The organism is Streptomyces sp. LMG1-1-1.1 (genome assembly GCF_040815545.1).
Classification (GTDB): Bacteria; Actinomycetota; Actinomycetes; order Streptomycetales; family Streptomycetaceae; genus Streptomyces.
Window position 1 is genome coordinate 1,905 of sequence record NZ_JBFPNH010000083.1, and the last position, 1,402, is coordinate 3,306.

Below are 1,402 nucleotides of genomic sequence, written 5' to 3' on the forward strand. Positions count from 1 at the left end.
TCTGAGGGTACGGCCGTATGGCTTGTATCTTCATGATTCCGGCCCCAGTGAACTCATCGGTTTGTCCGGTGGGGTGATGGGTGGCTGGTCGTTGTTTGAGAACTACACAGTGGACGCGAGCATCTGTGGCCAAGTTTTTAAGGGCGCACGGTGGATGCCTTGGCACCAGGAACCGATGAAGGACGTGGGAGGCCACGATAGTCCCCGGGGAGCCGTCAACCAGGCTTTGATCCGGGGGTTTCCGAATGGGGAAACCCGGCAGTCGTCATGGGCTGTCACCCATGCCTGAACACATAGGGCATGTGGAGGGAACGAGGGGAAGTGAAACATCTCAGTACCCTCAGGAAGAGAAAACAACCGTGATTCCGGGAGTAGTGGCGAGCGAAACCGGATGAGGCCAAACCGTATGCGTGTGATACCCGGCAGGGGTTGCGCATGCGGGGTTGTGGGATCTCTCTTTCACAGTCTGCCGGCTGTGAGACGAGTCAGAAACCGTTGATGTAGGCGAAGGACATGCGAAAGGTCCGGCGTAGAGGGTAAGACCCCCGTAGCTGAAACATTAACGGCTCGTTTGAGAGACACCCAAGTAGCACGGGGCCCGAGAAATCCCGTGTGAATCTGGCGGGACCACCCGCTAAGCCTAAATATTCCCTGGTGACCGATAGCGGATAGTACCGTGAGGGAATGGTGAAAAGTACCGCGGGAGCGGAGTGAAATAGTACCTGAAACCGTGTGCCTACAAGCCGTGGGAGCGTCGGATGCAAGTTCGCTTGTATCTCGTGACTGCGTGCCTTTTGAAGAATGAGCCTGCGAGTTTGCGGTGTGTTGCGAGGTTAACCCGTGTGGGGAAGCCGTAGCGAAAGCGAGTCCGAATAGGGCGATTCAGTAGCACGCTCAAGACCCGAAGCGGAGTGATCTAGCCATGGGCAGGTTGAAGCGGAGGTAAGACTTCGTGGAGGACCGAACCCACCAGGGTTGAAAACCTGGGGGATGACCTGTGGTTAGGGGTGAAAGGCCAATCAAACTCCGTGATAGCTGGTTCTCCCCGAAATGCATTTAGGTGCAGCGTCGTGTGTTTCTTGCCGGAGGTAGAGCACTGGATAGGCGATGGGCCCTACCGGGTTACTGACCTTAGCCAAACTCCGAATGCCGGTAAGTGAGAGCACGGCAGTGAGACTGTGGGGGATAAGCTCCATGGTCGAGAGGGAAACAGCCCAGAGCATCGACTAAGGCCCCTAAGCGTACGCTAAGTGGGAAAGGATGTGGAGTCGCAGAGACAACCAGGAGGTTGGCTTAGAAGCAGCCACCCTTGAAAGAGTGCGTAATAGCTCACTGGTCAAGTGATTCCGCGCCGACAATGTAGCGGGGCTCAAGCGTACCGCCGAAGTCGTGTCATTGCAGC

Annotated in this window: 1 rRNA gene (running past one end of the window); it reads left to right on the top strand. The window is 56.4% G+C overall.

The window, feature by feature from the left end:
* The first annotated feature begins 127 nt into the window (after window positions 1–127).
* A 23S ribosomal RNA gene (locus tag MRBLMG1_RS34985) occupies window positions 128–1,402 on the top strand (it continues 1,928 nt past the right edge of the window).